The sequence below is a fragment of the Bacillus sp. FJAT-27245 genome (assembly GCF_001273955.1).
In the GTDB taxonomy this organism is placed as follows: domain Bacteria; phylum Bacillota; class Bacilli; order Bacillales; family Cytobacillaceae; genus Bacillus_D.
In genome coordinates this window covers 1,145,702-1,172,080 of record NZ_LIGI01000001.1, presented here as the reverse complement: position 1 = coordinate 1,172,080, position 26,379 = coordinate 1,145,702, and the positions used below count along the sequence as shown (strand labels likewise).

Below are 26,379 nucleotides of genomic sequence, written 5' to 3'. Positions count from 1 at the left end.
CAGGCGAGAAATTTGTTTTATAGAAGGAAATTTTACATTGTAGAAAATGAATTTGTTGAAACTTTCAATAAACATTTTAATGAAACTAATCTACCTAATCAGATTAAAAATGGTGCTCTTTTAATAGGAAGATGGATGGCACCTAATGATAAGAAAACCACTGAAATTTTCGCTATTTGGGAGTATGACAGTTTAGAGAAGTATAAAGAAATAGAAGCCAGGGTTAGAGGTGATCAAAAACACGTTGATCGTGTAAACCTTTGGTATAAAAAAAATGGTGGTAGAGAGTACGTTTATAAAAAGTATATTTTGAAGGTACGAAATGAACAGTTATTTTTGACTTTACAATAAACGAAATCTTTAAGCTGGTAAGAATTTGATGAATCGCTTATTTTTGTGATTCATAGACGGCAAATAGGAGGCTTTAATCAAAGAAGGATTAAGGCCTTTACTAATCTCCTTATTGAGCAAATCAGGTAAAAAAACCATTAAAACATTTGGATTAAGAGTATATAGATGTTTGTTCTCAAAACGCCCGTTTAGCTAAAAAATTAGTCATAGACCTTTACCAGCCCATGAAAGTTAGACAGGTTAGTAGGTCTTTACGGATAAAATCTGTTATGAAATGAAGGTGGGCGATCATGAAACCCATTGTGGAAGAAAAATTACAAGCATATTGTAATACCAAAGCAAAATCTATTTGGTCTAACAAAGACTTTGTGTTTTTGTTTATAGGTTCAAACGTAGGCAATTTAACTTTTCATGTATACTCTTTTATGTTACCAATATATATTTATAACCTAACAAACTCTTCATTAGCGATGAGTACTATGAGAGCAGTTGAAATTTTACCTACTATACTGTTAGGGATGTTCATAGGTGTTTTAGTCGACAGAGTTAATAGAAAAAAAATAATGATTATGACTATTTCTATACAAATATTGGTTATTTCTTTATTAATGTTTCTAATAATTAATTCACTAATAAGTATTTATTTATTTTACATAATTGGTTTCGCTTTATATCTAAGTAAGTATACATTTGGTAACACCTCACATGCGATTTTACCACTGATAATAGAAAAAACACAGCTTACACAAGCAAATTCCGCAAAGACTTTTATGAGTACATTTTTAAATATAATTGGTCCAACACTAGCTAGTTTAATAATGCTTAAATTAGGAGTCAATTATAGCCTCATTATAACTTTGGTAGGATTATCTATCCTTTTTTGTTTTGTCATAAATTTACGTCTACCTACAAACATACAATTAATAACACAAAATAAGGTTAAAAGGGAAAAAGGGATCCTCTTTGATATTAAAGAGGGATGGATTGCAGTTTTATCAAGTAAGACTATAAAATTAGCCAGTTTGATTGTCTTAAGTGTTAATCTAGCTAATTCTATGACAAGTGCTATTTTTATATTTTACGCCTTAGATAATTTAAAGATAAGTATTTCTGAGTTAGCTTTAGTTTCCTCTTTCGGAGCTCTTGGTGGTCTACTTGGTGCATTATTTGTTAAAAAATCTATTAAATATTATAATCGTGGATCATTATTTATTGTTTTTATTTTTATTATGTGCGTGAGTAGTTTTATTTTTTTTATTTCAAATACTTGGATAATGCTGGCATTCGGGCGACTGTTAGCCGATTTTAGTTTATCCCAGTTATTAATTCATTATAAGACTATAAGACAAGAGGAAACCCCCAATGAATTGTTAGGAAGAGTCGCAGGAACTACTTCGATGGCTTTAAAATTAATTGTTCCGATATCATTTATTCTCGCAGGATGGACAATTGAATATATAGATGGTAGTTATATCTTTTTAATTAGCTTCATTTATTTATTTTCACTAGGTATAGTAACAATATTTTCACCAATTATTACACTAAAATAAATAATAAAGCCTTTTCAATTAATATTGAAAAGGCTTTATTATTGAAAAGGTATTATTTCGGACGGTAGAAAAAAGGCATTCTATTAAGCAAAATCCAATGTACTGTATGTATTGTATTTATTATATTAAACTTAATTTAGAATTGTTCGCTTTTTCATTATTATCTCCTTCTTCCTATAGTTTTTGAAACTAAACGTATAGTGTAAGGAACCAATTTTAACCTTTTATTGAAAACATGTAAAAATAGCTTAAAGAAAACCAGTTCATTGGGAGCGAGAGAAAAGCGGACAAAAAACGGAGTTAGCACATCAAGGGACAGTCAAATTCGCAATTTTTTGTTAATATTCTAATAACGAGGCTATTTATTACAGGAGGGGAACGAAATGATCTATGAGATGACGTATCAAGTTCGCGTTATTGATTTTGAAAAAGGGAGAAAGTGGTATACAACATTACTTAATAAAGAACCTGATTATACTCCTCACGCAGGTTTTGCCGAATGGGAACTACTTCCCGGCTGCTGGTTACAGGTCGCCGAAGGGACGCCATCAGAAGGTAGTGGCCCATTACGTCTGGGCGTTTCTTCAATTGAAATTGAACGGAATAGGATGATGAAGGAATTAGATGTCGATTCGTTTGAAATCTGCTCCAGGGAAGAAGTACCTGTTAAATGGGCTACATTTACTGATCCTTGGGGAAACCGGCTTGGTTTCTTTGAGTACATTAGTGAAAAGGAGAAAAATGAGAGAATTAGAACCATAGTAGGAAATGATGGAGTATAACATCTGTAATGAATAATGGCTTACCAACCGCTTGCATTGCCAGTAAAATTATAGGATTTATGTGAGAGGACGAATGCGATATGTTTATTTCAGTTACTAGGTTGCATTTAAAAGGGAAACGAAAGTTGCCCAGTTTTTTCCTTCATACAATTAAATCAATTATGCAGTCAAGAAAAGCCGAGGGATTAGTATTTTCTTCTTTTAATAAAGAAGGATGGGACACGTACTGGACTTTGACAGTATGGGAAAGCAAGGAGCATATGATGGTCTATAGAAATAATGGCAGTCATTTAAAAGCAATGAAAATATCACGAAATATCGCTGATAAGTTAGAATTAGTAAATTGGGAAGCAGAAAGTATTCCTTCTTGGAATGAATGTAAAGACAGGTTACATAAGAAATTTGGCAGAATTGAGTCACGAAAGGGTGCAGTCCTTTAGGATACTCCAAAATGCAATTCAATTCAGGGGATAGCTTAGTTTCATGCGTAAACTGGGCTATTTTATTTTTCCTAAAACAAAAAGCACCCAACTGGTTTGCTGCTATAAGCAGTATCGACTGCCTATTTCAATTCACCGCCTCTACATATGGATCTGCAATTGCAGGTACATACAGCGCCTGCCCTTCTTTATTTTTAAAAACATAATAAGGCTGCATTACTTGTCTTGGTGCATCGGGGTGTTGTTCATGATAGGCTATTTCTATATGTGTTATTACAAATTCGCCTACATTGCCATCGAATTCAGGAACACCGTATTCATATATATACAAGTGAAGCCATTTTTCCTTTTTTAATTCCTCTATTGCTTCATTTGGTGAACGTGTTGGATAATAACTTTCCTCAATGATTGGCCTTCTTCTTCCTTCGATTGAAGTAACTCTTCCTTTATTATCAAAACGGATTCTTATTGGTTTGTCTACATACACCTTGTACCCATTAATATATCGAAAAAAAGTAACCGTCCAGCTCCCGTCTTTGTGTTGAACTGTTGATGGGTGTGAATCAGGCATTAATAATTTTCCAAGAACGTCTTTCGCTTTATTTTCGATATCATGTTTTTGAGGATCATCAATTTTTTCAGTAAGTGGATCCATGCCTGCAAAGTATATCCCTGAATAGGACGGATGATAATCCAGAACTTCGTGATATTGGGTAAAAGATTTAAGGAGTTCTTTATGATGTGATGGGTAGCTGCCTTGCATATAAACAGGGAGCTCTTTTGGTATGTTTGGAAGTTCAGTATCAACTTTAACCTGTTTTATAGATACATTAATATTTAGAGGGATGTGTTTTAACTGCCCAAAAGCAGCCCTTTCTAATTCTCTTGGTTTATCGGTTGCCCAGAATTGTCCTTCCTCGGGAAAAGCCTGATCCGATTGCCCGCCCCATTCATCAGGGGACCATATACACGGCTTGCATCTTAACCGAGGCTTTTCTTCTAGTTTACTATTTTGTTTCTTACCAATATTATTAATTTTTTTTGTATTCGGTTCATCTGCTTCAGATTCACAAGCTAAAAGAATGAAAGATAAAATCAGGATCATAAGCCCTTTTTTCCTTTTAAGTCCCACTATACCCACATCCTTTTATAAATATTTCTTGCTATATAGGTTGAATCAAAAATTGTATTGGCTAATCTAAACTTGCTGTTGATTTCCACTCCGGGCACACGCTTTCCGCGGGGCGTCAGTGGAGCCTCCTCGGCGCGAGCGCCTGTGGGGTCTCCACCTTGCCGCTGCATCCCGCCGGAGTCAGCGCCCTCCGCTCCAATCAACTTACATTTCAAATTGATAGTGTAATTATTTATTTCAACCTATATAAATATACGTATGAAGCAAATAAAAATTTCAATTAGGATCGCTCTTTTTCTAAGGGCCTATTTTGAAATAAGCCCAAAATAGTTGAAATGACCCAAAAACGCAGGGATAAAAAAATGTCTAATTCCTCCGCATTTTTACTAGGAATTAGACAAATGGCCTTCAACAATAACGCCCAATCGTTGAAAGTTGATATATTTGGAGAATCTATCGCAAATCCGGTTCTGAATCTCAACTGTTGCATCCTATAAGGTAAAGTACCGAGGTTCAATTATATGAACTTAGTCTCATCTTTTGGATTGCTCAACAACGATTTTTCAAGCTCGAGCCTCATTTTTTCCGTCTCGAGCATATAGTTTTCGTGTTTGAGCTTTTCCAGTTCCAGTTGGTCTTTCACCATACTGGCTTGTATTTTTGACTGCTTTTCGATATGGCTAGTAATAATGCCTAAAATGGGTATGCCAAATATCATAATAACTGCAATCGTCCCAGTCATGTATATCCCTCCTTATGTAGAAAACACATCCTTCTAAGTAAAATAATAACAAATTTTTCTGAAAACTTATATTGTATTTTTCTGAAGTTAATTATCTCGTTTCATGTATTCATTTATTAGATACATGAAATTCTTTGCGGGCGCAGATACATAATGATTTTCCAGCCAAATAACTCCTATTGAAGAGGCCATATTTGGATTTTGAATTGGTATTGTGTAAAGGCTATCGATTCCATAAACATCCAAAACAGATTCCGGAATAATCGTTGATCCCATCCCCCCCTTAACCAATTCCATTAACAATTTCATATCAGAACACTCCGCAATATGTTTGAGCTGAAGGTTTTCTTTAGTGAATGCCTCAAGAATTGTATTATAAATTCCCAACCCCTCCGTACTGGGAATAATCAGAGGAATATGCGACATTTCTTCTATTGATAGAGCGTTGGTTTCCTTATTTGTTACAAAGTAAAATGGCTCATTTTTTATATGCTGGTAAGTAAAACCACGCTGTTCAAGGGGCAGGCGAACAAACGCAATTTCAATTGTCCTCGCTTTTACCATTTCCGCCAAATAAAACGAGTCATTTTGCACAATTTTTAACGAAACAAGCGGATACTTTTTGTGGAAAGCCTGGATGATATCCGACAATCCCGAAAGAGATAAGGTATTTATCCCTAAAGTTAATTCCCCTTTTTTACCTTCCTCGGTTTCCCGGATTTCATGTTTAATTTCTGCCAGGCTGTTCAATAAATTGAGGGCCCTTGTATAGAGTACGGTTCCTTTATCGGTTAATTCCATGCTTTTGCCGCTTCGTTCGAACAATTTAACCCCGAGCTCATTTTCCAATTGTTTCAACTGAATACTTAATGGCGGCTGTGTCATATGGAGCCGTGCGGCCGCAGCTGTTAAGTTCTTTTCCTCAGCAATTGCTATGAAATACCGTAATTGTTTAATGTCCATAGACTTCTCCTTCTATTTAAAAAACGTATAGTTTCTATTCTTATTATATATTTTTAAAATAATTCGCTCCATGCTATGATTACTCTCATGTTCATTTGAAAGTGACAGCAGGAAGGTGATACGTATGGAGTGTTTTTTTAAATTTAAACAATATGATACATCTATTGGGAAAGAAATATCTGCGGGTCTTATCTCATATATAACTGTGGCCTACATTATTATTGTAAATGCGATGATTTTGGCGCAGGCAGGAATTCCGATGGAGGCAGGAATTATTGCAACGATCTTAACCAGTTTTTTCGGTTGTTTAGTCGTCGGATTATGGAGTAATACCCCAAATATTCTCATTCCGGGTATGGGTCTTAATGCAATGTTTACTTATACAATTGTTCAGTCCGGGGGATTTACTTGGCAGGAAGCACTGGCTATGGTATTTGTTTCAGGTCTGATTTTTGTTGTTATTGCCTTTACACCAACAGCGAAAATCATTACTGCCTCTATTCCTAATTCATTAAAAGAAGCCATAACCATCGGAATTGGGATCTTATTGATTTTAATCGGCTTTGAAAATGCCGGCCTTATTACGAAATCAGAACACACGCTGCTGGCAATTGGAGATTTAAGCAGCCCCACAGTCCTCATAACATTTGTTGGCTTGATTATTACGATTTTATTATTTGTTAAAAATGTTCCAGGAAATCTGCTGATAAGTATAGCCATTACGTCGATTTTGACTATTTGGTTTGGAGGGGCTTCCATAAAGGGCATTTCCCTTTCATTACCATCCTTTCATGAATACATTGGCCTGTTTGGTCAAATATCCTGGGCAAAAGCGGGAAATATCATTTTCTGGCTAACATCCGTCTCTTTTGCAATGGTCATTGTGTTTGAAAATATTGGCTTGATACATGGACATACAAAAATGCTAAACCGTCCTGAGAGCAGCAAAAAATCTCTTCAGGCTACAGCTGTTTCAGTTTTATCATCCGGAATCTTCGGTACGAGTCCCACAGTAGCCTCAGTGGAAGCCGCGGCAGGCATGACAGCTGGCGGAAGAACTGGGTTAACGAGCATTGTGACTGGATTTATGTTCCTTATTTCGATCTTGTTTATACCAGTGATTAAAATCGTTCCTGCCAGTGCGGTTTCACCGATTCTTATTTTAATTGGACTTCTTATGTTGCAAAACATTGTTCATATCCCAATGGATGACTTTGCAGAGAGCATTCCGGCACTATTAATTATTGTATTGATTCCATTGACGTATAGCATTGCGGATGGAATGGCCATTGGCTTTATTCTCTACCCACTGTTAAAGCTCCTAATGGGAAAAGGGAAGGAAATTCACCCTGTACTTTATACGATTGCGATTCTATTTGTTAGCAATTTTGTTTTACAGTATGTAATTTAAAAGGAATAGAAAATGGCCTGGGGATGGCTGGCTAAAAAAATGAAGCAAGGGATCTGATTTATAACGGGTTCGGTAAAAAGCTCGGAGCCATTGCTTCGAGCTTTTTGATATTAGCACGTTGTTTAAGATAAGCACCTTTATTTTAAGTGAAAAACTTCACATATAGTTGTTTTTGAACAACTATTATACTGTTAAATACTTCAAAAAATAATCTTTTGTATCTTGGTGAGTGAGTATGCCTACCAGTTTGTCTTTTTCAATAAATTTTATGTTACTAATCTCATTATCATTTGGACTTAGCGAGTTTATATCGCCTAAAAACTCTACAAGAAACATTGTTGTTTCCTGTTTATCGTATCCGATATTTACTTTAATTTTATCTGAAAAATCAAATCGAATTTTTTCATCCAATTCTTTAACAACCTTATATTCTTTTGAACCCGTCTCTTCTTGTAATTCACGAATTAGTGCATCGTATAAATCCTTATCATTTTTTTCTACTCCACCTTTAATAAAATCCCACTCCCCTTTTATAGTTTGTTTACCTTCAAGTGTATTTATTTTGGTTTTTTTTACGATTAAAAATTTATTTCCTTGAAAAACAATTGCACCAACAGCTCGTCTTATCATTTCTATCACTTCTCTTTCTGGATCTCTATATTCCGATGGGATAAATCACCCTCTAACACAATGTTTCTCTCTTTACCATTAAACTCAACTATTGATAGACTTGTATCTTGAATAAAAGGAGGTTCCCATAGTTTTTCTAAGGAATAATCCTTGAAGAGCGCCAACAATGTCTTAATAACAACTGAATGAGTAACTATTAGAATATTTCCTTCGCTATATTTATCTTGAATAGAATTAATAAAGTTTAATACTCTATTTCTAAGTTCATCAAAACTTTCTCCATTTAATGAACTATATAGGTGTGGGGTATTCCAGAATGAGTGAAATTCATTTGGGTACTTAACCTGTATGGCAGAAAAAGTTTGACCTTCCCATTCCCCGATATTTATTTCTTTCAAATTATCATCAAGAATGATAGGAATCTTTCTTTCACCTTTAACCAACTCAGCAGTTGATACAGTTCTTCCACTTGGGCTAGAGTAGATTGCATCGAATTTTATATCCTTAAGCCTACTTCCCAATGATACTGCGTTTTTTACCCCATTCTCGGTTAATTCCGAATCACCCCAACCTTGCATTCTTTTTTGCGTATTCCATATTGTCTCACTATGTCTTGTTATATACAAAGTTAGCAATTGTTATCCCACCCTTGAATGTTTGTTTGTGTTGGCAATTATGTATGTATAGGTTGAATATCTTGTTAAACTAACCCCTGTTTTTCATAAGGAATTGAACAAAAAAAGTGCCTAATCCTTCCTGGATCAATGCCTCCGTTACTTGAAGAAAAATTTTAATCTGGAATATCTAATTTTTGTAACACTCCAAACAATATATTTTGTATCTTTTTATCATCATTTACATATAACACCAATATGTTCCTTATTCCATATGCTTTATGTTCTACTAATTTTGCTGTTGCTGTTATCTCTTCAAACCTTTGAATTCCTTTTCCTCTATCACTTGCCGAAGGAAAAACATAAATTGATAATGTATTACCTTCTAAATTATACACTTCAGGTGTAATTCCGTTTAATTCTTGGATAAAAACGTTGTCACTTGATAAATCCGTATCTTTTTCTAATTTAAACTCATGCTCTGTTATAACGGATTTTACATTTTCCAAAGTTATATCGCTTGTTTTAGTAGGATTTCCTTCAGCTTCTTGTTGGCTACAAGCACCGTTAATAGATATAAATAGTACGAAAAACAATAGTTTTTTAATCATATATATCCCCTTTTAAAAGATGAAGTGAATTATTTTATGTTTCATCTTATTAAGTTCTTTTGCATCTTTTTTGAATATGCTTTATCTTTAATTTTAACATAAATATCCAAAAACCCACTTTCTATTTTTAACAAACCAATTACATAACAAGTAGCATACGAATTCGTACGCTGACAATAACTTCAGTCACTCTGCTAAAAGGGGTGCGAACTCGAGTGCTAATACGCCATAAAACGCATAGAAATCTTATATATTCATAAAAAGATGCAGTCCAATTCAGTTACGAATTGGACTGCTAATTAGTGTGCAAATTAAGTTTTTGTACTCGAAAACCAAAGCGTTATCTGATTTGTCCCTTGCTTCATTTTTCTATATAGAAACTATTATTTCCCTTTTAACTGGCGCTCTGCTTGCAACTCCCCGTTCCACTCATTCTCCATAAAATTCTGCTTCTCAAGGTAGTTTAGGACTGTCTGCGAAAATTCGATATGGGATTCCTTCGTGTACTTGGCAATCGTATAGATTTGGGCAAGATTTTTCAACCCAAGCCGTTCGGTCATTTCCTTAAGCCTTGGGTTGGACATGTAGCGGTCCCATCCCTTTTCGTTTCGGTCCTTGTAGATTTCGAGAATCTCTTCATCTGAATAATCGCGGTATGTATTATAGTGGACGAGTCCATGCCTTGGCAATCGATCGCGCGGTGCGGGGTTTTCGGCTGGATAGCCAAGTGAATACCCGACAACCGGGACGACATTCGGCGGCAGGTTCAGCAGCTCGCCAATCTGGTCGCAATTTGCAAGCGTCGAGCCCATATAACAGATGCCCAGCCCCGCGTTCTCCGCTGCCAGGGCACAGTTTTGCGCTGCCAAGGTTGCATCAATCGCTCCAATCATAAAGCTCATGAAATTATCAAAATGGACAGGTGCATCATTGAGTGCGAGCCATTTTCTCATCCTATTAAAATCGGCACAAAATGTTAGCAGGACCGGCGCATCAACGACCATCGACTGCTCCATATGTGCCGTATAGAGTTTTCTCCTAAGCTCTTTGTCTCTTGTGACGACAATTGAATACGTTTGCATATTGCCGCTGGAAGATGCTCGGATTCCCGCATCCAAAATATAATCCAGCAGTTCCTGGCTCACTTCCCGGTCTTCGTATTCCCGTATTGACCTGTGCCCAAAAAGTACCTCGTTGAATTCCAATGAAATCACTCCTTCTAAAAAGAACTATACCACTTAATGCGAATGTTCTGAATAGAAAAATTTCGTTTTACGAAATTTAATTTCAAAAAAATCCGCCTATTTTAAAAAGGCGGAACACTATTAATCAAACGGAAATTCATATCCTGTATAGTTAAATACATTGGTAAGCCCTAAATTTTCTGCAATTGCAATAGATGGCTTATTGGCTTCCATACAATCCCAATACGGAACCAAACCATTTTCCAAGCAATCTTTTACAAAACAGTGGGCAATCTTTTGAGCTAATTTTTTTCCTCGATAAAACTCTAACGTTTCAATGTCCACACAATGTACATTTCCAACGACAAAACCAGAAAAGCAGACACCCACAATGTGTTTTTCATGAACGATACAATAACCAGTCCCCTTATGAAAGAAGTTATCAGGCGAAGACCAGTATTCTAGGATTTTCGAGTGCAGGAATTCAATATTGTTCATTTCCTTTTCACTATTTTCATAGAAAGCTTTACTGATCTTTATTATAGAATATCCCTGTTCAAGGACGGGTTCATTCTCAGTTTTATAGTCCCCGTTTTGCAGCATATAAACCTTCTGGTTCCAGCTTCCTAACTTTCGATGTTCAAACATCTTTTCAATAATCTTGTTCCATTTTGGGTGATTCCCCATTCCTTCAAACCAACTTAATCCCACTTTCTTTGCATCAGGTTTAATAACGGTGTCAATAAAATGATCTATTTTGGAAGTGAACAGTTCATTTTCTTCATTTCCGATAAAAATAAATCCATCATTATTGCCTAACCATACAAGTCCGGAAGTAGGAGAAGCGAGATCGTCCACAAAAATACGGCCTGGATTCATTCCTTCAATGACAGCTTTAACTTCTAATTGCCCTCGTTGATTTGGTAAACTTTTGCATTTATAAAAGTCGTTTTTATTTATTTCATAAATCATTAAAATACCCCCCAACACCCTCGAGCACTATACGATAAATGGGCTATGCGTTTATAATAGCAATACATTTTTTAAATTCAAACAATGACTTCTCTAATCGTGAAAATGGACTACGAGTGACACTGATCATTGGGTCCGGTTCCTTCTGGGTGTACTGGGCATTTTTTTGGTTACCTAGGGTTCATTTCGAAAGACTGGTTGTTTCGGAAAGTTAATAGCTTTGCGCCAACCTCAATGAAAAAAAGGATGCACTACATTTATTGAAGTCATGCACCCTTAAAAATTTCAATTTTTATTTTTCAAATGTTTAATGACATCCCCAAACGAGTCGTCTCTCCAAATTTTAAAATAGACAATATCATTTGGCTTAAGAATTTTTTCCAAGAAATCTTGAACATCATGAGTATCGGTATAATGATGGATGTCCCGCTTACTCATGCCTGCTAAAAGAGCTGCTTTAGCAATTTCTTTTCCAATAAAACCCTTGGTAATAAGTTTATTTACCCCTATTTCAACCAGTAAGCGACCGACTTTTTTATATTTTTCATCCGCGTATTGTCCCAACGGTCCCATTCTTCCCAGGACAGCAATTTTCCGTTGAGATGGTACTGAAATTTCCCCCAGTAAACGCAGCCCATTTTCCAAGGAAGGGGGGTTTGACTTCCATGTATCATCAATTAACGTGATTTGATTTGGTAGTTGTATTATTTCAAAGTGAGATCTTAAATGTTGAAAAGAAGCGAGCCTTTCTATGGAGGCCGTGATATCTATACCTGCCTCTACTGCTCCCGCTATTGCAGCTACCGCGTTGTATACATTATGTTCCCCTATTCCCGGTATAAACGCGATGTATTCTTTCTTTTGATGGATCAGGGTAAACTCCATACCAGACTTATGAAAATGACTCTCCTTTATTTGAAAAGTAGCACCTTCGCTTTTGCCAAAGGTGATAATTTTCCCTTTGAAAATTGAGAAGTTCATAGAAGAAATATTGGAATCATCTATATTAATAATAAGTGTCCCTTTTTCATCAAGTCCATGGATTAGCTTCTCTTTTTCGGCAACATAGTCCTCGAAGGAAGGGAACTCATCCGTATGATCTGTATCTATCATGGTCATGATCCCGATAGTTGGGAAAAAATAATTACATGCTTCTACCATGTCACCGGGTTCTGCTACCCCTGTTTCAATTACTGCAATATCGGTTTTTTCTGTAATACCCACCAGATAAGGGAGATTAAAGTAGCTGCTGTTTCTATTTCCAATTGTAGCCTGGACAGTAAAATTTGTTTGCAGAATATGTTTCAGCATTTCCTTCGTCGTTGTTTTCCCGCAGGTACCGGTAATAGCTACAACAGGGATGTTAAACATATGACGGTAGTAGGAAGTAAACTTGTAGAACGTGCTAAATATATCCTCTACCATGATAATCTGCTCAAACTTCATTTTTTCCATATTGTCAAATGGAGAGTCAGTCACGATATAAAGGTGATTATATTTTTTCAGCTTATCCCCATCCAGAATATCCTTTTTCCTAATATGAAAATACAATGTATGATCATTAGCATGTTTCGAGTCATGAATGACTTTTACTATAGAAACTCCTTCATGGACTTTTTTCGGTTTCACTCCTATAGCGGTTATTATATCCACTAATTGCAGGGCTTTCATTTGTTCTCACCTGCCCCATTTTGTTTTGCTAAATAGACAGCATATTCTATTGCTCTTTTTGCTATATCCATTTCTAAATAGAAAAGAACAGGTGCACCGGGGCGCCAATTGACCTCATATAACCAAATTTTTTGGTTCTCATCCATTCCTATGTCGATTCCCAATTCATCTAACGGCTCATCATATAGACTGTCAAAGTGGGTTGAAAATTGTATGGCGAAGTTTTCCAAATAGCGTTTGACATTATAAAATTCTTCATCAAACTGCTTTCTTAAAAATCCATCTAAAATACTCGTATATCCTCCATAGCTGATGTTAGAAACAACTCCTGTATCAGCAATGCGAGGATATATAGCTGTATTCACCCATTTTCCTTGGCCGTTCTTTTGTACATGGAGGCGAAAATCAAACGCTAATCCTCTCTTTGTCTCCGAACGGATAAACGGCTGTACCAAGTATTCTTCATCTCGGATAAGCAGTTCAGCAATCCAATCATCTAATTCTTCCTTTGAAAAATTATGTTCAATGTCGTCAGCTTTTAAGGAATAATTCTCCCCCCTCTTCTCTACAAATATGATTCCTTCTCCTTTAGCCCCGGAAACAGGCTTGATAATAATTGAGTTATAGTTATTCAGGTACAAAAAAATAGTTTGTATCCTTTCAACCTTTTCTGAAGGAATTAAATACTGACTAAATTTCCCGCTTTTTTTTATCCGATAATAGACGCTCATTTTATCTCCGATGGCATGGCTAGTAAACGGAATTTCTTTTTCTAGTGCATCGACAATTTCATCCTGCTTCGATGTAAGCGTACCTCCTGCATTAAATATCACATCAGGATATCCTACTTCTCGTTCAACCCACCTACCCTTTTCATAAAAAAGTCCTACAATCTGCTTTTTGTCCAAGTTGACTTTACCAGGAGTAAAGTAGAAAAAGTTAACACCTTCCATTTTCGCTGCAGCAGCATAGGCATAAACTTTATTCACCTTCTCTGGATCTTTACGGTAGTGTAGCATTCCAATTGTGACCATAAGTGGCTTTTATCCTCCAAACTGTTGTTAGTTTAAGTGGAAGTTAATTTCCTCTGCTGCTGTTTTTGCTATTTTCCTAGCTTCTTCCGTGTTAGACGCAGTTGCCATAACATAACCATAGCGGTGTCCCATTGAAAGAGGGGACTGCAAATAAGCACCTTTCCTTGGCTTTATATAAACGTCCACTACCCCTTTGTGTTTAAGAGCTTTTTCTTTCCCGGTAACCTTCTGAAGGGTTCCTTTTGCAGATACCGTAATATACTGTGTAAACACAAAGCATTCATGCTTATGCTTCAGGGATGGCTCTTCTCCAAGCCAAACTTTCAAAATTTGTTCAACGAAGTTAAAACCATAAGCAGCTTCAATCATCTTATTTATTGCTCCTCCAGAAATACGAGGATTAATTTCAATAACCTTCCATCGGTCTTCATGGCGGCGTAATTCAAAATGGCATGAACCATTAGTAAATTGTAATGTATCAATAATTGAACGGACTGAATTGCACAAACTGTCATGTATCTCCTTAGGCAACTGGTTCAACAAAGAATATCCTGTAATAATAAACCGTTCCCTCTTGGGTATTTCCTGTTCAATTACTGCAACAATGTAAGCTTGATTATTGTAAACAAGCACTTCTACAAGATATTGTTGACCCTCAATATACTCCTCAAATAAAATCGGCGTATCCAGAGATTTTTTTTGCAGTTTCGCTACATATCTTTTCAGTTCTGATTCATCTTCAGCTTTAAATACATCTTTTGAACCTGTTGAACCAGGAGATTTAATAATAACGGGGTAGTCCAAAGCATGTTTTCCCATAAAAGCACCTAGGTCTTCCTGTTTGTCATATATGGCATGTTTGATACCAAACTCCGTATGCTGCAAGGCTTTCCTTGTTTCTATTTTGTTTTCCATTTTAGAGATGGCGGGAGTTGAAATTTTTTTACTGCATAATTGTTCACAAAGGTGAGCAGCGATACTTACATAGGGATCAATAAAACTTACTATGGTGTCGATTACGAACCCCTTTGTTTGTAGAATTTCTATTTTCTCCTTCATCGCCTTCATATCTTTAAGATCATCCAATATCATTCTATGAACATCTGGGAATTCATTTCTCTGGGATAGATGTTTCTGTTGATTTGTAAAAACTACAGTAAAATAACCAAGTTTCTCAGCAGCTCGGACCGCCTCCCTGCACGAGCCTGATTTTTTTAAACCTATAAATACAACTGTCCTCATAGATTGGCAGCTCCTTTTAAAAGGTGAATAGGGATGGTGTGTTTTCTTGCAAATGAAGCGCCGTTACCGGCATTATCAACGTAGTAATGAAACTAGGTCCTTAAGACATGAATGAGGGAGCAGTCTCTAGTCCCTAGCACAGCCTTCTTCTGGTTTACCCATTACTATCCTATTCTTTAATCTAAAACTTGACTGGGGCATATTACATTCCCTGCGTTATGGATTGAAGCGAATCTTTTAGTTTGTTAGAGACCACGCTTTAAATGTTGAAAAAATTTTACTAATCTAAAATGGGTTACGAGAAAAACTGGAAAGAACGCACTTAGGGGATTGTTTATTAGGACTATACTGAAAAAAAAGAATCCATTTTGAAGCTCTTCATTAAAATGGACTCTGCCTTGCAATTCAGTATGGATATTTATGGGAGAGGAATTTATTCATATTTATAAATTGTTCATAAACGAATAGTACTTGGTAATGAAACTTAGGCTATTTACATTTCGGCTCGATTATAGGTAAATATCTATTGATTAATTCAGTCGGCAATGGAATAATTCCACATACCACATCCAAATTCAAAGTAATATGGTGACTTGTTAAAAGGAGCGAATACAAATCCGAGCCTATATCAACGGGACACCCCTCCATATCGATGGGTATTAGGATAGTTAGTACAAGGCATCCGGACTTCCTATTTAATTCTTTTATCGTAAAAACTGGTGAGGATACAGTACCAAAACAGTCATTAACTATTACTGCATTAAATATGTTGCAACTTGGTGTTATAAGAAAAAAGGGTATGACCTCCTTTTTTTCAATTATCATTTCTAATATATTGCACAATGGGCTTTGCGGCTTATTGTTATAATCAGCCACTTCCATTCCCCCTCCTGTTATCCTACGAAATAGGAATCAATTCAAATGTAATATTCTCTGAAGCACGCATTGCATTAGCCTTCGCTTCATCACACGACTCTCCTTTTGCTATCACAATCCCATAGCGATGTCCCATTGAAAGAGGAGGAGATAAAACTTGACCCTCTTTGGCATTAATTAAGACTTCAATTACTCCCGGCAGACCTCTTGCCTGATCAACACCCGATACGGATAGAAGTTTTCCGATCGAATTTACTGTAATATATTGTAAATAAACAGAACGTTCATATTTTCTTTCTATTGACGGCTGCTCTCCCATATATAGTTTTAAAATCTGTTCAGCATAATCAAACCCATAGGTTTCATAGAGCAATCTATTCATTGCCCCGCCGGACATTCTGGGATTAATTTCGATAATTTTCCACTCACCATCTACCAAACGTACCTCTAAATGGCAATTTCCATTCTTCATTCCTAAATCATTAAGAACACGTTTTGTAAATATAGAAATACTCGAGTGTATATCATCTTCTGCTTTTGGTACTATACGATAACCTGTCACGATAAATTTCGTATGCAGGGTGATCGTTTGTTCAATTACTGCAACGATTTGAATTATTCCTTCATGCACAATGGCTTCCACTAAATATTGCGGCCCTATCAGATATTCTTCAATAATCAAATCTTCATTTGAATTTCGGTTTCTAAGAAAATGTATACGATTTTTCATTTGTGTTTCGCTGTTAACCAGGTAAACATCTTTTGATCCTGTAGATGAAGGGGATTTTAGAATTAGAGGATATTTGTGTTTAATCTGATACATAACTTTATTGATTGGGTCTTCTCTTTTGACAATCGTATAGTAAGGGGAATATGGCTTAGATTGAAAAAACTCTCTTGTTAACACTTTGTTTTGCATGATATTAATAACATGTGGTGAAATGTTTTGATTACAGAAAAAATGATGTAATTTAGCTGCCAGGTACACATATGAATCAACAAAGCTGATAATAATTTTTACATCGTACACTTTCCTAATTTCTTTTATTAGCACAATTAAAAGATCCTCTTTAAGTTCTTTTGTTAAATGAACATAATCGGCTTCTGGAAATTCCTGCGATGACTTGCGATTTGAGATTAAATGGATAGAGTATCCTAACTTTTTTCCTGCCTTCACCGCATCTTTACTGGTTCCATACTTAGTTGATTCAATAAACACGATGGCCTTCATATACTTGAACGACGCCTTTCATTTGCACATTTTCTTATTTTGTATGATATGCCCGGATATTTTGGTTAGTATAGGCTAACGTCCTTGCTTCAAAACTATAAATCTTCACCTTTATTTCCAGTATGCATACAAACATTGAAGGCGCCCTGTGGCCAATCATCTTGATTCTCCAAGGCAGATTGATGAAGGCGATGTCCCTGCGATAAGCCCGCAGGGACACTTTTTTGGTCGCATTGACCGTTTATTATGGTGACCGATTTTATAAACCTTTTACGTAAAAACCACCTGCTAATCATCAGCAAGTGGCTTTTTGGTGTGGCGATTTATCCGTGAAACATTCTGTGTATCAAGAAAACTCGGGGAGTGACAGGCACTGTTCGGTTTTCTGTGTCGGTTCATTGAATCCTTTGGTTAGGAGCCAGTTTTATAAAAAATATAACTGTACATCATCGTATTAGCATGAAAAGGGGACCCAGCATAAACATCCATTCATGGATTGCTCTTAACACAGTACCTGAAGCATGAATAGAAGCGGGATCGACCGAAGCTCCTGCTGCTACGTATTCACGGCTCAAGGTCAACAGGGACAGAACACTGATTATGCCTACCGTAATGACAATCGCTTCAATTGGAACCTGAAGCAAACATGCCAGAGCGCAATTGTCTCGGTATACTTCCTTAATATCGGAACATCGTCGTTGCAGTGCCAACCACCGAAACGACAAGCATAAGTTCCATAACCGCCCCCAACACGATACAGTTGGCGTGCTCGGAACCTTTCGCAAGATAATCAGACCCTATCAGGATAGGATCGTAAAGCTTAAGGACGATTACCGCCGTAACCGTAGCCGTTATGAATAGGAACCTAACAATTTTTGCCGCCTTCTTATTTGAATTCATTTGCTCCCCTACTTTAGAATGATTCGAACGAATTTTACAGCTCTGGATCATCCCCATAAAAAAATACTTCTTCTAGCGGCAAGTTAAAGGCATGGGCGATTCGGAAAGCGAGTTCCAATGATGGAGAGTAGTTTCCCTTTTCAAGTGCCACGATTGTCTGCCGGGTGACCCCGACCTTGTCAGCGAGCTGCTGCTGAGTCATTTCATCATGGTTGAATCGTAATTTTCGAATATGATTGCCAACAAGATTTTTACCCACGATTACACTCCTTTCCTGTAATGATAAAGCCGTGTTATGGAGCCGAACACATCGGAAAGGAATCCTGAAACGACCAGGATGATGAACATCGCCTGTGACGACTCATAAAAAACAAGTGATCCCATTGAAATAAGAAAACCGCTGACAAACACGAAAAATGAATTTCGAAATGCCTTCAAACCAATTAATTTATCGAGTTCATCCTCAAAGTTCGGTTCCTTTTCCTTGGTCGTAATTCGAAAAATAATATTAAAAATAATGCTGATGATGATGTGCGCAACGACTGAAAACAAGGTCAGGATAAGGACGAAGGAACCCCAGTAATGAAAGGTTTACGCCGATTCGAGCCCCCCTCCCGGATGCCGAGGGTACATATACTGGCAATTACCAGCAAAGATGAGAATCGTACAAATCAACGATACGATGCTTTTCTTTTCTTGATACGTCATGTATTTAATCCTTGTCTAATTTAATTAAAGTATAGTTCTATATACTAAATGTAAAACCAACTTTACATAAAGTTAAACAAAATTTACAGATTTTAAGAAAACATTTCAAACACTGCAAAGAGAATAAAACTTTCCAAAATAAAAACACAAGGCCAATGAGAGCACCTTGTGTTCAATCCAAAGTTTTTAAAAGCACACTATGACTTCCCTTTTGAATGATCCTTTCGTCACGACTGCACTGTCCGCTATTGAAAATCCCGCCTGGATGAGGATTTCATCAACCGGTTCGACGGTGACAATGACGGCTTTCTTGGCAAAATTGCGGGCGCTTTGAAGCATCTCGAGCTGCTGTCCGGGGCTTATGACCGAACACAAATTATATGGCATATCAATAATTGCCACGTCATAGTGCTCGGTAATGTCGAGCATATCTTTCAGTTTCACTTCACAGGCATACCCGAAGTACGCGATATTCTCCCTCGTCCCGCCAAGGACCAACGGGTTTCTGTCGCTCCCTGCGATATCGATCCCCATTGATAAGGCTTCAACCAATACGGTCCCTATCCCGCAGCATGGGTCGATAGCCTTGATTCCTTCTGGATTTGGTATCGCGATGTTTACCACCGCCCTCGCGACCCGCGTATTGAGCGCGGTCGAATAACTGTGCGGCTTCTGCTGGTGATGGTACCAGATCGGCTCGCTTTTAATATAATCTCCCAGTATCCATCGTCCGTCGGTTAAATTCATGACCCCGAATACCCTGTCCGGAGTGTGCAAATTCGCCCGGCCATTAATATGCAATCCAACTTCTTTTTCAATAGCACGTCGTTCATCGGACGTTTTTGCCACCCCGGCACTCTTCACATACCTGACTTTAAACGATTCCTCGAAAGCCGGCAGCAACCCGACTTCTTTAAGGAGCTCTTCTAAACTGGTTCCCTCATTCAACACGGAAATCCGTTCTTTAATGAACGGACTCCGGCTTGGGTCTATTTTTACATGGCTTTCCAAAAAACCGATTTGCGAATCGCAGCCAAAAAACGACCGCATCTCCAAAAACATGAGCGAACGTTCTCCCTCATAACTCGAAAACGTATAGATATAGTTAGTTTCATTCATTCCGCAATTGTCCCTTACAACTATTTTGCTGTTCAATAGTAATCACCATTATCTATTTTTCCATTAGCGCATTGCACCTTTATAAAAAGAACTGGCCATTTGATCGAAGTCATACTCTTTAAGTTCTTCTAAAGTAATATTTGCATGCGCGCCTTCATGTACCATGAGGTTACTGTTTTCACCAACATGTACCACAATGACAGGCTTGTCGGTTGCATACGCGTAGCCAAGTTCCCAGGCTGTACCGCTGTCGGAATAGTTTCCATGATAGATGCCGACAACAACTTCAGCCCATTTTATGTGTTTAATATCATCCATAAATGTTTCAATCGACCACTGGCGAGAGCCAAACTCTGCCTCGCTAGAGTGCCTAAATGGCGAGAACAGCCTTAAGCCTTTATCTTCCAAAATTTCTTCAACCTGTTCCAAGTATCCAATCTCTTTTTCATTAAAAAACGGACTAGCTAAATATACTCTTTTCATCATTAGAGCCTCCAAAGCGGTATATAACCAAAAAATTTATTTTACCTTTGTTACAGTACACTGTAATGATTTCACCCATATAGGCGGAAAAAATTATCTAAGTTCCTTAAAAATTCATTCTCGATTGCCCGCCGTCTACATTTATGCTGGCGCCAACAATCCAGGATGCTTTTTCAGAAGCGAGAAACACTGCTACATTCGCAATTTCTTCCGGGGTACCGAAACGGCCGGAGGGTATTTCCTTCTTCACAAATCCTTTTATGCCTTCCGGGTCTGCCTCAAGGCGTTTTTTCCAGTTGCCTGTTTCGTGCAATATGCTCCCTGGGGCGATGCTATTAACCCTGATTCCATCGGAAATCACCTCATCCGCCAGCGATTTTGTAAAACTGATCAGTGCGGATTTCGCATTGTTATAGGTAACCTTTCCCCCGCTCTCTCTTCCAAAAATGGATGTAATATTAACAATTGAACCAGATTGCTTCTTTTTCATATCTTCCACAGCCAATTTACTTAGGTGGACAGCAGAAAAGTAATTCAACTCCATTGCTTCGTAGAATAAATCCATATCTGTTTCGGTTGCTTTCCCGCCATTGCTTCCGCCTGCATTATTGATTAGGACGTCAATTTTTCCGTATTTTTCAACAAAGGAAGTGATAAGGTTTTCCCGCTCGTCTGGTTTGGTAATATCCGCTTGTAAAATAGAAACGTTGCCTCCAAGTTCTTCCTTTGCCTGTTCCAGCGCTTCCTTACCCCTGGCTGAAATCGCAACATTCGCGCCCTCTGCTACGAATGTTTTGGCAATCGCCTTTCCAATTCCTTTCGATCCGCCCGTGATGAGTACATTCTTTCCATGCAAGTGCAAATCCATCGTAAAATTACTCCTTTTCAAATTAAAAACTAGGTTCATTATACCCTTTTCAAAAGTTTATCTGGCAACTAACGCTCGTAATGGTGATTTTGATAAAAAATAGAAAGTCCCTTTACGAGGTCCTCAATTTTAACCCAAACTTTTAAAAATATCACATCAATAGTAAAAAGCCCCTCCTACTGCTCAGCAAGCGGCTTTTCGATGTTCTCGTTCATCCGTGAAACATCTTGTGAAACTAGATGTTTCGGTGAGTGACAGGCACTGTTCGCTTTTTAGAGCAATGCGGGTGCTGATTGATTGAATCCTTTTGTTAATAGCCATACTGCCAGTATCATTTCGTTGGCTGCTACGGGTACGGCCAGGATGCCGCCCCAAACAGATATCTGTTCAATGATTCCAAACATGACCAACAACGCACAAATGAAAACAGATGCTGCCCCGGTAATGCCCAGGGTTGAAATGAATCTGGGTACGAGCCTGGTTTTGTAGAAGATATAACTGTACATCATTGTATTGATGCCGAGCATGAAAAGGGGACCAAGCATAAATGTCCAATCGTGGATTGATTTTAACACTGTACCTGAAGCGTGAAAAGAAGCGGCATCGACTGAGGCTCCTGCTGCTACGAATTCCCTGCTCAAGGTCAACAGGGATAGCACACTGATTATGCCGACGGTGATGACAATCGCTTCAAGGAACCTGAAGCAGACATGCCAGAGCGCAATTGTCTCGTTATATTTCTTTAAAATCGGGAACATCGTCGCTGCGGTGCCAACCACTGAAACTACAAGCATCAATTCCATCACTGCCCCTAGGACGACCCGATTGGTGTGCTCAGACCCTTTTGCCAGATAATCCGGCCCTATGAGGATAGGGTCATATAATTTAAGGCCAATTACCGCCGTGACCGCCGCAAGTATGAACAGGAACCCAACAATTTTTGCCGCCTTCTTGTCTGAACTCATTTGCTCCCCTACTTTCTATTGATTCAAATGATTTTACAGGTTTGGATCTTCCCCATAAAAGAATACTTCTTCCAGCGGCAAGTTAAAGGCTCGGGCGATGCGGAAAGCAAGTTCCAAGGATGGGGAGTAGTTTCCCTTTTCAAGTGCCACAATCGTCTGCCGGGTGACACCGACCTTGTCAGCGAGCTGCTGCTGAGTCATTTCATCATGGTTGAATCGTAATTTGCGGATATGATTGCCGACAAGATTTTTACCCACGGTTACACTCCTTTCCTGTAATGATAAAGCCTTGTCATGGAGCCAGTGACGTCTGCAAGGAATCCTGACGCAATCAGAATCATGAACATCAATTGTGAAGGCTGAAAATAGACCAAAGATGCCATTGAGAAAAGGAAGCCTAGGACAAATACGAAAAATGCATTCCGGAATGCCTTCAAACCAATTAGTTTATCGAGCTCATCTTCAAAAGACGGCACCTTTTCTCTGGTAGTTATTCGAAAAAAGATCGAGAAAATAATACTGATTATAATTTGAGCAACGATTGAAAACAAAGTCAGGATAAGGACGAAGGAACCCCAATAGTGGAAGGTTTCCGACGATTCCAACCCCCCTCCAGGATGCCTTGGATACATATACAAGCAATACGCTGTAAAAATGAGGATCGTGCTAATCAATGACACAATGCTTTTCTTTTCTTGATACGTCATACATTCACCTCTTGTCTAATTTATTTTACTTAAAGTATAGTTTTATATACTAAATGTAAACTAAACTTTACATTAGGTCAACTGTAATTTACAGAGAATTCCGCCTTTTTTTAAAAAATAGGCCATCCTAACTTTATTGCAATCATTTCATGTTCATCTACACCAAAAATACGGGAGAATAAAATCTCCCGTACTCCTGCACAATCTCCCCACTATCCTTAACCCATGCCAACATTAGTTCATCCTACATTCTCTTTTTGATTATTACCCAGGTAATTTTCATTCAGCCAGCCTTCAAGTTTTGCCAATGCGTCTGGATGAAGCGGTCGTTTTAGGATTTTCTTGAATCTCTTTCCTGATTTTAAAATGCTGAGTTCCTCAGTCTGTATGCGCAAGCCGTGTTCCATGTCCTTAATAATCGAATAATCGGCTTTCCCCTGTACGAGGGATGGAAGTTCTGATAGCACTTCTTTATCCGCCAGAGCGTCCTTGTCACCGACCATGGCTAGGACGGGAAAGTTCATGGATTTTAACGCTTCGCGGGTGTTAAATGCGATATGTTCTCTGTACCATTTTGCCGGCTGTTTAAAGAAGAGCTGGACTTTAACAATGTCTTCCTTGGACTGTTTGAATTTTTCCATCATCTTGGCTGCCGACTTTTCGCTTTTTTGTGCAACATTTAAAAACTTAAGGAGCTTCCCGAGAACAGGCTTTGCGAGCAATTCATTGCTTCCAAGCTCCCTCTGCTTACTTAATGCTTCAGGTAAATTGTCGACCCCGCCTGATAGGAAGATAACTCCACCGAGTGGCATTGAGGCACCCAAAGCGGTAGCAAGGATTGTTCCTTCACTATGTCCGGCTACAATGATCTTTTCCTTATCCACATTCGGGTGGGCTTGAAGGAATTCAACCGCAGTACGGGCATCTTCCACGAGATCCCACATTCCGGCAGCCATCCAGTCGCCTTCCCGCTTGCCTGTTCCCCGCTTGTCATAGCGAAGAGTAACAAATCCAAGGCCAGTGAAGAAGCCGGCTAGCTCCTTATAAAGGTTCGTCGTAAGCTTTTTTGCAACATTTCCATCCCGGTCGAGCGGCCCTGATCCCGCAATGATCACTATGGCAGGGTGTACCCCTTCACCCGCTGGCAATGCCAATGTTCCAAACATTCGATTTTTCTCCCCAAACTCAACCTCTTTTTCCATTCCAATCCCCTCCATTACATTTCTACCTTAATTTTTTTCCGGAATGACAACCGTCGCAAGATTTCGTGGTGTCCGTTCGGCCGATGGCTCATTCTTCATTGCCTCACCAATCAGGCGCCCCATATTTTGGGCAAGTTCCATGAATTCCTCATCTGTCAGATGCATTCTGGCCACGCGGTAGGTAACGCCGTCCCTTTGCAAATCGAAATCAGTCGATAAATATTGCTCATACGTTCCCATTAATTGCGCCATAAAGGTGAAAAACAACTCCAAATGCTGCTCTTTGCTTATACTGTCTACCTTTGTCGGAGCGGTTTGTTTTAAGCCATATACTTTTTCAACGGTGCCCCTTACCTGGTTTTCCTGAACCACCTCAATAAATCCCGCTTCCAGCAGTTTGTTCAAATGGCGATACAGTGTTGCCTGGGGTACATCCTTGATATGCTCGAGGAGTTCAAAAGCTGTTCGATGCCGGCCATTTACCAGTGACTGGAGAATTTTCATCCTGACTGGGTGCAGAATAAGTTTAGTACGATCAAAATCCATTCTGAATAACACTCCTCTGATGTTCATTATCAAAAATGATAACATTAGTGTAAAAAAAATAAGCTTTTGATATTATTATCACTATTGATAATAATTCAAACTGTTTTACATGTCAACATATTTTTCCAATAAAAAAGCAATGTCATTTCCAATGAGGAAACGCATTGCTTAAATTTCAAAGATTACTGCTCCACTTCTTCCGCCAGATTAAATAAAAATCCGTACACAAGGTTTAATATCTCCCCAATTGATCGTCCTTCATCGAATTCTTTCAACGCTTCAAGCGAGAAATTAAAGTTAAAGATTCCTTCGCCCCCGTCAAACATGAGGCTGTAGTCAGTTTTGGCAAATTCGAACTTCTCCTGTAAAAGCTTGTTCAAGGAATCAGCGTATTTCTTCTGGAGTCTTAATCCGAGCAGCGCCTGATAATTCCGGAAAACATCATCCACTTCAATGACCACTGCGTCAACATCGACCAGCTCAAACCATTTCGACTCTACATATATGAATTGATTCATGTTCTTTTTTAAAAAAGAAACCGGCTGCTGCAATAATTCCGTTCCGTCGTTTGAAACCATTTGCTCCGTTTCCTTATCACTCAGTTCGATGTAGGCTTCCTGAAAGCGCTCGGCTGAGTTCCTTTTGCTAACTGCCCCTGGCTGTACTAGGCCATGCTTTTCGGCATATGCTATCTCTTCCGCAAATAAGGGCTCGTTTTTCTGTAAACGTTTTTCCATGTTTGTTTTCAGCATTGTTCAATTATCTCCTTTAATCCGGCTATATATCTCGTTATACCATGTATCGCCCGGATAAAAAAGTTTCGCCACCATATTCCCGCTTCTTCTGGCCCCTGATTTCAATTGTGTCTAAAAAGTTACAGTTCCGGATATAATTAAAAATTCCCGGATATCTCCGAAAAAGTGCCCGATAAAATGAAAAATTCCCGGATATATTCAAAAAAGTGCCCGATAAATTCCAAAACCAACTGTAATATTTTCAAAAAAACCGGCCCACCAGGTTAACTGAACCTGATTGGGCCGGTTCTTAATAGTAGAAAATCAATCCAAGCAATGAAACGCTGACGGAACTTAAGCCGATTAACGAAGTGTAGGTAATCAGGTGACGAAGCAGGCTTCCTTTGAATTCCGCAAGCCCTTCATCCTCCCTCGCCCGCTCGTCTTCCCGTTCCATCGCCCTGGACTTTGGCGAGATGAATGAACCGAGCTTATTAAAGCCTTCCAAAAACAAGGTAAGGAATCCTGTTTTTAAAATCAAAAAGATCGCGCTGGCCAAGAGGAAGCTGATGCCCGCCAAAAAAGAACTGTTAACAATCTCTATCCAAGCCAAAGACAACACGAACTTTGCAATTAGCCATGCAATAATGATCAGAAGAAAACCTGCACATTTTTTGGCCATCATAGTCCCTCCTTTAACCAACGCAGGAA

Annotated in this window: 32 protein-coding genes; 5 read left to right on the top strand and 27 right to left on the bottom strand. The window is 38.3% G+C overall.

Going from position 1 to position 26,379, the window contains the following annotated elements:
* Positions 1-12: 12 nt before the first annotated feature.
* From ADU24_RS05790 to ADU24_RS05775, 4 genes are all read left to right on the top strand, one after another.
* Complete coding sequence (locus tag ADU24_RS05790) at positions 13-351, top strand: NIPSNAP family protein (protein ID WP_053365737.1); 339 nt, start codon at positions 13-15, stop codon at positions 349-351.
* A gap of 290 nt (positions 352-641) precedes the next feature.
* Complete coding sequence (locus tag ADU24_RS05785; RefSeq protein WP_053365736.1) at positions 642-1,901, top strand: MFS transporter; 1,260 nt, start codon at positions 642-644, stop codon at positions 1,899-1,901.
* 383 nt (positions 1,902-2,284) lie between these two features.
* Complete coding sequence (locus ADU24_RS05780) at positions 2,285-2,683, top strand: VOC family protein (protein WP_053365735.1); 399 nt, start codon at positions 2,285-2,287, stop codon at positions 2,681-2,683.
* An 80-nt stretch (positions 2,684-2,763) separates the two neighbouring features.
* On the top strand, positions 2,764-3,123 hold the full coding sequence (locus ADU24_RS05775; protein ID WP_053365734.1) for a DUF3291 domain-containing protein: 360 nt from the start codon (positions 2,764-2,766) through the stop codon (positions 3,121-3,123).
* 127 nt (positions 3,124-3,250) lie between these two features.
* On the opposite strand, the gene ADU24_RS05770 is transcribed toward ADU24_RS05775, so the two are convergent.
* From ADU24_RS05770 to ADU24_RS05760, 3 genes are all read right to left on the bottom strand, one after another.
* On the bottom strand, positions 3,251-4,255 hold the full coding sequence (locus ADU24_RS05770) for a hypothetical protein (RefSeq protein ID WP_053365733.1): 1,005 nt from the start codon (positions 4,253-4,255) through the stop codon (positions 3,251-3,253).
* Between the two features lie 517 nt (positions 4,256-4,772).
* Entirely contained in the window at positions 4,773-4,997 is a 225-nt protein-coding gene (locus ADU24_RS05765; RefSeq protein WP_053365732.1) for a hypothetical protein, read from the bottom strand.
* 87 nt (positions 4,998-5,084) lie between these two features.
* A complete protein-coding gene (locus ADU24_RS05760; protein ID WP_053365731.1) occupies positions 5,085-5,960 on the bottom strand; it encodes a LysR family transcriptional regulator in 876 nt (291 codons plus the stop codon).
* 124 nt (positions 5,961-6,084) lie between these two features.
* Here ADU24_RS05760 and ADU24_RS05755 point away from each other — a divergent pair, with 124 nt between their 5' ends.
* Positions 6,085-7,371: an NCS2 family permease gene (locus ADU24_RS05755; RefSeq protein ID WP_053365730.1), complete on the top strand. Its 1,287-nt coding sequence runs from the start codon at positions 6,085-6,087 to the stop codon at positions 7,369-7,371.
* Between the two features lie 183 nt (positions 7,372-7,554).
* Here ADU24_RS05755 and ADU24_RS05750 read toward each other — a convergent pair whose 3' ends face one another.
* From ADU24_RS05750 to ADU24_RS05640, 24 genes are all read right to left on the bottom strand, one after another.
* Positions 7,555-8,001 (bottom strand): NUDIX domain-containing protein, encoded by a 447-nt coding sequence (locus ADU24_RS05750; protein ID WP_053365729.1) that lies wholly within the window; start codon positions 7,999-8,001, stop codon positions 7,555-7,557.
* Positions 8,002-8,006: 5 nt separating this feature from the next.
* The gene (locus ADU24_RS05745; RefSeq protein ID WP_053365728.1) at positions 8,007-8,636 is read right to left on the bottom strand and encodes a histidine phosphatase family protein; all 630 of its coding nucleotides are present in this window, start codon (positions 8,634-8,636) and stop codon (positions 8,007-8,009) included.
* A gap of 155 nt (positions 8,637-8,791) precedes the next feature.
* Positions 8,792-9,226, bottom strand: coding sequence for a hypothetical protein (locus tag ADU24_RS05740; protein ID WP_053365727.1), 435 nt, complete (start codon positions 9,224-9,226; stop codon positions 8,792-8,794).
* A gap of 383 nt (positions 9,227-9,609) precedes the next feature.
* The gene (locus ADU24_RS05735) at positions 9,610-10,431 is read right to left on the bottom strand and encodes a nitroreductase family protein (RefSeq protein WP_053365726.1); all 822 of its coding nucleotides are present in this window, start codon (positions 10,429-10,431) and stop codon (positions 9,610-9,612) included.
* A 120-nt stretch (positions 10,432-10,551) separates the two neighbouring features.
* Positions 10,552-11,382 (bottom strand): GNAT family N-acetyltransferase, encoded by an 831-nt coding sequence (locus tag ADU24_RS05730; protein WP_053365725.1) that lies wholly within the window; start codon positions 11,380-11,382, stop codon positions 10,552-10,554.
* 285 nt (positions 11,383-11,667) lie between these two features.
* A complete protein-coding gene (locus ADU24_RS05725; RefSeq protein ID WP_053365724.1) occupies positions 11,668-13,053 on the bottom strand; it encodes a Mur ligase family protein in 1,386 nt (461 codons plus the stop codon).
* Positions 13,050-14,087 (bottom strand): YheC/YheD family endospore coat-associated protein, encoded by a 1,038-nt coding sequence (locus tag ADU24_RS05720; protein ID WP_053365723.1) that lies wholly within the window; start codon positions 14,085-14,087, stop codon positions 13,050-13,052. The genes ADU24_RS05725 and ADU24_RS05720 overlap by 4 nt, the downstream gene beginning before the upstream one ends.
* A gap of 27 nt (positions 14,088-14,114) precedes the next feature.
* On the bottom strand, positions 14,115-15,329 hold the full coding sequence (locus ADU24_RS05715; protein ID WP_053365722.1) for an ATP-grasp domain-containing protein: 1,215 nt from the start codon (positions 15,327-15,329) through the stop codon (positions 14,115-14,117).
* Positions 15,330-15,818: 489 nt separating this feature from the next.
* The gene (locus ADU24_RS05710) at positions 15,819-16,205 is read right to left on the bottom strand and encodes a CotY/CotZ family spore coat protein (RefSeq protein ID WP_197277478.1); all 387 of its coding nucleotides are present in this window, start codon (positions 16,203-16,205) and stop codon (positions 15,819-15,821) included.
* Between the two features lie 22 nt (positions 16,206-16,227).
* Positions 16,228-17,424 carry an ATP-grasp domain-containing protein gene (locus ADU24_RS05705; protein WP_197277477.1) on the bottom strand — a complete coding sequence of 399 codons (1,197 nt, stop codon included), beginning with the start codon at positions 17,422-17,424 and terminating at the stop codon, positions 16,228-16,230.
* Between the two features lie 458 nt (positions 17,425-17,882).
* Positions 17,883-18,080 (bottom strand): DUF4386 family protein, encoded by a 198-nt coding sequence (locus ADU24_RS23510; protein WP_231689676.1) that lies wholly within the window; start codon positions 18,078-18,080, stop codon positions 17,883-17,885.
* Positions 18,081-18,114: 34 nt separating this feature from the next.
* Complete coding sequence (locus tag ADU24_RS23505) at positions 18,115-18,336, bottom strand: hypothetical protein (protein ID WP_053365719.1); 222 nt, start codon at positions 18,334-18,336, stop codon at positions 18,115-18,117.
* A gap of 34 nt (positions 18,337-18,370) precedes the next feature.
* A complete protein-coding gene (locus ADU24_RS05695; RefSeq protein ID WP_053365718.1) occupies positions 18,371-18,595 on the bottom strand; it encodes a helix-turn-helix transcriptional regulator in 225 nt (74 codons plus the stop codon).
* Between the two features lie 2 nt (positions 18,596-18,597).
* Positions 18,598-18,888 carry a hypothetical protein gene (locus ADU24_RS05690; RefSeq protein ID WP_231689570.1) on the bottom strand — a complete coding sequence of 97 codons (291 nt, stop codon included), beginning with the start codon at positions 18,886-18,888 and terminating at the stop codon, positions 18,598-18,600.
* A gap of 342 nt (positions 18,889-19,230) precedes the next feature.
* Positions 19,231-20,163 carry a TRM11 family SAM-dependent methyltransferase gene (locus ADU24_RS05685; RefSeq protein ID WP_053368798.1) on the bottom strand — a complete coding sequence of 311 codons (933 nt, stop codon included), beginning with the start codon at positions 20,161-20,163 and terminating at the stop codon, positions 19,231-19,233.
* Between the two features lie 63 nt (positions 20,164-20,226).
* Positions 20,227-20,646: a nucleoside 2-deoxyribosyltransferase gene (locus ADU24_RS05680; protein WP_053365717.1), complete on the bottom strand. Its 420-nt coding sequence runs from the start codon at positions 20,644-20,646 to the stop codon at positions 20,227-20,229.
* Between the two features lie 106 nt (positions 20,647-20,752).
* Complete coding sequence (locus tag ADU24_RS05675; protein WP_053365716.1) at positions 20,753-21,514, bottom strand: SDR family NAD(P)-dependent oxidoreductase; 762 nt, start codon at positions 21,512-21,514, stop codon at positions 20,753-20,755.
* 272 nt (positions 21,515-21,786) lie between these two features.
* A complete protein-coding gene (locus ADU24_RS05670) occupies positions 21,787-22,479 on the bottom strand; it encodes a DUF4386 domain-containing protein (protein ID WP_053365715.1) in 693 nt (230 codons plus the stop codon).
* A 33-nt stretch (positions 22,480-22,512) separates the two neighbouring features.
* Positions 22,513-22,737, bottom strand: a complete 225-nt coding sequence (locus ADU24_RS05665; RefSeq protein ID WP_053365714.1) for a helix-turn-helix transcriptional regulator — start codon at positions 22,735-22,737, stop codon at positions 22,513-22,515.
* Between the two features lie 2 nt (positions 22,738-22,739).
* Positions 22,740-23,186: a hypothetical protein gene (locus ADU24_RS05660; protein WP_053365713.1), complete on the bottom strand. Its 447-nt coding sequence runs from the start codon at positions 23,184-23,186 to the stop codon at positions 22,740-22,742.
* A gap of 239 nt (positions 23,187-23,425) precedes the next feature.
* Positions 23,426-24,388, bottom strand: coding sequence for an alpha/beta hydrolase (locus tag ADU24_RS05655; RefSeq protein ID WP_053365712.1), 963 nt, complete (start codon positions 24,386-24,388; stop codon positions 23,426-23,428).
* A 27-nt stretch (positions 24,389-24,415) separates the two neighbouring features.
* On the bottom strand, positions 24,416-24,934 hold the full coding sequence (locus tag ADU24_RS05650) for a helix-turn-helix domain-containing protein (RefSeq protein ID WP_053365711.1): 519 nt from the start codon (positions 24,932-24,934) through the stop codon (positions 24,416-24,418).
* 182 nt (positions 24,935-25,116) lie between these two features.
* Positions 25,117-25,686, bottom strand: a complete 570-nt coding sequence (locus ADU24_RS05645) for a hypothetical protein (RefSeq protein ID WP_053365710.1) — start codon at positions 25,684-25,686, stop codon at positions 25,117-25,119.
* A 292-nt stretch (positions 25,687-25,978) separates the two neighbouring features.
* A complete protein-coding gene (locus tag ADU24_RS05640) occupies positions 25,979-26,350 on the bottom strand; it encodes a DUF3899 domain-containing protein (protein ID WP_053365709.1) in 372 nt (123 codons plus the stop codon).
* Positions 26,351-26,379 lie beyond the last annotated feature (29 nt).

Excerpts from the sequence above, each read along its gene's own strand:
- ADU24_RS05660 (WP_053365713.1), bottom strand. The coding sequence starts at position 23,186 with ATGACGTATCAAGAAAAGAAAAGCATTGTGTCATTGATTAGCACGATC.
- ADU24_RS05720 (WP_053365723.1), bottom strand. The coding sequence starts at position 14,087 with ATGGTCACAATTGGAATGCTACACTACCGTAAAGATCCAGAGAAGGTG.
- ADU24_RS05715 (WP_053365722.1), bottom strand. The coding sequence starts at position 15,329 with ATGAGGACAGTTGTATTTATAGGTTTAAAAAAATCAGGCTCGTGCAGG.
- ADU24_RS05680 (WP_053365717.1), bottom strand. The coding sequence starts at position 20,646 with ATGAAAAGAGTATATTTAGCTAGTCCGTTTTTTAATGAAAAAGAGATT.
- ADU24_RS05730 (WP_053365725.1), bottom strand. The coding sequence starts at position 11,382 with ATGATTTATGAAATAAATAAAAACGACTTTTATAAATGCAAAAGTTTA.
- ADU24_RS05645 (WP_053365710.1), bottom strand. The coding sequence starts at position 25,686 with ATGCTGAAAACAAACATGGAAAAACGTTTACAGAAAAACGAGCCCTTA.
- ADU24_RS05725 (WP_053365724.1), bottom strand. The coding sequence starts at position 13,053 with ATGAAAGCCCTGCAATTAGTGGATATAATAACCGCTATAGGAGTGAAA.
- ADU24_RS05765 (WP_053365732.1), bottom strand. The coding sequence starts at position 4,997 with ATGACTGGGACGATTGCAGTTATTATGATATTTGGCATACCCATTTTA.
- ADU24_RS05740 (WP_053365727.1), bottom strand. The coding sequence starts at position 9,226 with ATGATTAAAAAACTATTGTTTTTCGTACTATTTATATCTATTAACGGT.
- ADU24_RS05685 (WP_053368798.1), bottom strand. The coding sequence starts at position 20,163 with ATGAATGAAACTAACTATATCTATACGTTTTCGAGTTATGAGGGAGAA.
- ADU24_RS05640 (WP_053365709.1), bottom strand. The coding sequence starts at position 26,350 with ATGGCCAAAAAATGTGCAGGTTTTCTTCTGATCATTATTGCATGGCTA.
- ADU24_RS05650 (WP_053365711.1), bottom strand. The coding sequence starts at position 24,934 with ATGGATTTTGATCGTACTAAACTTATTCTGCACCCAGTCAGGATGAAA.
- ADU24_RS05655 (WP_053365712.1), bottom strand. The coding sequence starts at position 24,388 with ATGGAAAAAGAGGTTGAGTTTGGGGAGAAAAATCGAATGTTTGGAACA.
- ADU24_RS05670 (WP_053365715.1), bottom strand. The coding sequence starts at position 22,479 with ATGAGTTCAGACAAGAAGGCGGCAAAAATTGTTGGGTTCCTGTTCATA.
- ADU24_RS23505 (WP_053365719.1), bottom strand. The coding sequence starts at position 18,336 with ATGAATTCAAATAAGAAGGCGGCAAAAATTGTTAGGTTCCTATTCATA.
- ADU24_RS05750 (WP_053365729.1), bottom strand. The coding sequence starts at position 8,001 with ATGATAAGACGAGCTGTTGGTGCAATTGTTTTTCAAGGAAATAAATTT.
- ADU24_RS05785 (WP_053365736.1), top strand. The coding sequence starts at position 642 with ATGAAACCCATTGTGGAAGAAAAATTACAAGCATATTGTAATACCAAA.
- ADU24_RS05780 (WP_053365735.1), top strand. The coding sequence starts at position 2,285 with ATGATCTATGAGATGACGTATCAAGTTCGCGTTATTGATTTTGAAAAA.
- ADU24_RS05760 (WP_053365731.1), bottom strand. The coding sequence starts at position 5,960 with ATGGACATTAAACAATTACGGTATTTCATAGCAATTGCTGAGGAAAAG.
- ADU24_RS05675 (WP_053365716.1), bottom strand. The coding sequence starts at position 21,514 with ATGGATTTGCACTTGCATGGAAAGAATGTACTCATCACGGGCGGATCG.
- ADU24_RS05755 (WP_053365730.1), top strand. The coding sequence starts at position 6,085 with ATGGAGTGTTTTTTTAAATTTAAACAATATGATACATCTATTGGGAAA.
- ADU24_RS05775 (WP_053365734.1), top strand. The coding sequence starts at position 2,764 with ATGTTTATTTCAGTTACTAGGTTGCATTTAAAAGGGAAACGAAAGTTG.